Origin of the sequence: Micromonospora sp. M51 (assembly GCF_018070305.1) — a bacterium.
GTDB classification, from domain to species: Bacteria; Actinomycetota; Actinomycetes; order Mycobacteriales; family Micromonosporaceae; genus Micromonospora; species Micromonospora parva.
Genome location: NZ_JAGPXZ010000718.1, coordinates 1 through 3078, shown reverse-complemented (window position 1 = coordinate 3078; position 3078 = coordinate 1). Strand labels below are relative to the sequence as shown.

General features: G+C 74.2%; 2 protein-coding genes. Both read left to right on the top strand.

Features of this window, described 5'->3' with window-relative positions; all coding sequences use genetic code 11:
- Positions 1-4 precede the first annotated feature (4 nt).
- The gene (locus tag KBX53_RS27625; protein ID WP_210862454.1) at positions 5-1219 is read left to right on the top strand and encodes a class I SAM-dependent RNA methyltransferase; all 1215 of its coding nucleotides are present in this window, start codon (positions 5-7) and stop codon (positions 1217-1219) included.
- Positions 1220-1357: 138 nt separating this feature from the next.
- Positions 1358-3078: 1-deoxy-D-xylulose-5-phosphate synthase (dxs, locus tag KBX53_RS27620; RefSeq protein WP_210862452.1), on the top strand; the 1721-nt coding region annotated here is incomplete at its 3' end.

Below are 3078 nucleotides of genomic sequence, written 5' to 3'. Positions count from 1 at the left end.
GGGCCTGGCCGAGGCGGACCGGGTCGAGCTGACCGTCGACGCGGTCGCCCCGGGCGGGCACTGTGTGGCCCGGGTGGACGGGCAGGTGGTCTTCGTCCGGCACGCGCTGCCGGGTGAGCGGGTCATCGCCGAGGTCACCGAGGTGCACAAGGGGTTCGTCCGGGCCGACGCGGTGACAGTGCTGGACCCCTCACCGGACCGGGTCGAGCCACCCTGCCCGTACGCGAAGCCGGGCGCCTGCGGTGGCTGCGACCTTCAACACGTCGCCCCGGCCGCACAGCTGGCCTGGAAGACGGCCGTGGTGCGCGAACAGCTGGTCCGCCTCGGCGGGCTGACCGACGTCGAACTGGACCGGCTCGGCGTCCGGGTCGAGGCGCTGCCCGGCGGGCTGCTGGGTTGGCGCTCCCGGGTCCGTTACGCGGTCGACGGCGCGGACCGGGCCGGACTGCTCAAGCACCGCTCGCACGAGGTGGTGCCGATCGACAGGTGCCGGATCGCCCACCCGGCCATCCAGGAGCTGCCGGTGCTCACCCCCACCGGCGCGCGCTGGCCGGCCGCCGAGGCGGTGGAGACCGTCGCCAGCACCGGAGGGGACGTGACAGTCACCGAGCTGCGCGACGGGGTGCCCACCCCGGTCAGTGGCCCGACCGAGGTCCGCGAGGTCGCCGCCGGACGGGACTGGACGCTGCCCGCGTCCGCGTTCTGGCAGGTGCACCCGGCTGCGGCGGACACCCTCGCCACCGCGGTGCTGGAGATGCTGGACCCGCAGCCGGGCGAGACCGCCTGGGACCTCTACGGCGGTGCGGGGCTGTTCGCCGCCGGGCTGGCCGCACGGGTCGGCGCGACCGGTCGGGTGACGCTTGTCGAAGCGGCGGCGCAGGGTGTCACCGCCGCCCGGGAGAACCTCGCCGACCTGCCCACCGTCGAGGTGGTCGCGGCCCGGGTGGAGACCGCGCTGGCCCGCCGACGGATAACCGGCCCGGTCGACGTGGTGGTGCTCGACCCGCCGCGCTCCGGGGCCGGCGCCCCGGTCGTCCGCGCGTTGGCCGCCGCCGGCCCCCGGGCTGTCGCGTACGTGGCCTGCGACCCGGCGGCGTTCGCCCGGGACGTGCGCACCTTCGCCGACCTCGGGTGGCGGCTGGCGGCGCTGCGGGGCTTCGACCTCTTCCCGATGACCCAGCACGTCGAGCAGGTCGGGCTGCTGCTCCCGCCGGCCTGAGCGGGAGTGTCGCCGGCCACCCGAGGATCGCCGGCCGGCGCCTGACCGGTTGCTCAGCCGCCAACTCCCCGCCCGGCCGGGGTGGCCGGGGCTCGGGCCGAGCTGCGGAGTACCGGGCGGCCGATAGACTCTCCGGTCATGAGTGTTGAAGAGGACACGGCCAACCACGGCCGGCTGCTGGGGACGGTTCGCGGTCCGCAGGACGTCAAGCGGATGTCCGGCGAGGAGCTGGACGTCCTCGCCGCCGAGATCCGGGACTTCCTGATCACCAAGGTGTCCCGTACCGGCGGGCACGTCGGGCCCAACCTCGGTGTGGTCGAGCTGACGCTCGCCATGCATCGCGTCTTCGACTCCCCCCGGGACCGGCTCCTGTTCGACACCGGCCACCAGGCGTACGTACACAAGATCATTACCGGGCGTCAGGCCGGCTTCGACAAGCTCCGCCAGCGCGGTGGCCTCTCCGGCTACCCCAGCCAGGCCGAGAGCGAGCACGACCTCATCGAGAACTCGCACGCCTCCACCGCGCTCTCCTACGCCGACGGCCTGGCCAAGGCGTACGCCCTGCGGGGCGAGGCGCGCAGCGTGGTGGCGGTGGTCGGCGACGGCGCCCTGACCGGCGGCATGTGCTGGGAGGCGCTGAACAACATCGCCACCGCCGGCAACTCGCTGGTCATCGTGGTCAACGACAACGGCCGGTCGTACTCGCCGACCATCGGCGGCCTGGCCGACCACCTCTCCTCACTGCGCCTCAACCCCGGCTACGAGAAGGTCCTCGACACCGTCAAGGACGCCCTCGGCTCCACCCCGCTGGTCGGCAAGCCGATGTACGAGGTGCTGCACGCCGTCAAGAAGGGCATCAAGGACGCGGTCGCCCCGCAGGCCATGTTCGAGGACCTCGGCATCAAGTACGTGGGCCCGGTGGACGGGCACGACGTGGCGGCGGTGGAGGCGGCGCTGCGCGCGGCCAAGAACTTCGGCGGCCCGGTGATCGTGCACGCCGTCACCCGCAAGGGGTACGGCTACCGCCCGGCCGAGGAGGACGAGGCGGACTGCCTGCACGGCCCCGGCGGCGCCTTCGACGTGGAGACCGGCGCGCTGCTGGCCGCCCCGGCCGTGAAGTGGACGCACGTCTTCGCCGACGAGCTGCTCGCCGTCGCCGACGAGCGTCCGGACGTGGTGGGCATCACCGCCGCGATGGCCGAGCCGACCGGCATCGCCAAGCTGGCCCGCAAGTACCCCGAGCGGGTGTACGACGTGGGCATCGCCGAGCAGCACGCCGCCACCTCGGCGGCCGGGTTGGCGCTCGGCGGGCTGCACCCGGTGGTCGCTGTCTACGCCACCTTCCTCAACCGCGCCTTCGACCAGGTCCTGCTGGACGTGGCGATGCACAAGCTGCCGGTGACCTTCGTGCTGGACCGGGCAGGCATCACCGGCCCGGACGGCCCCAGCCACTACGGCATCTGGGACATGTCGGTCTTCGGTGTGGTGCCGGGGCTGCGGATCGCCGCACCCCGCGACGCCGCCACCCTGCGCGAGGAGCTGCGCGAGGCGCTGGCCGTCGACGACGGCCCGACAGTGGTGCGGTTCCCGACCGGCACCGTCGCCGCGGACCTGCCGGCGCTGCGCCGGGTCGGCCCGGTCGACGTGCTGGCCGAGTCCGCCCGTACCGACGTGCTGCTCGTCGCCGTCGGCTCCTTCGGCCAACTGGGCATGGAGGTGGCCGCCCGGGTCGCCGAGCAGGGCTACGGGGTCACCGTCGTGGACCCGCGCTGGGTGCGTCCGGTCCCGGCGGAGCTGGTCGACCTGGCCGCCCGCCACCGGCTCGTGGTCAGCGTCGAGGACGGTGTCCGGGTCGGCGG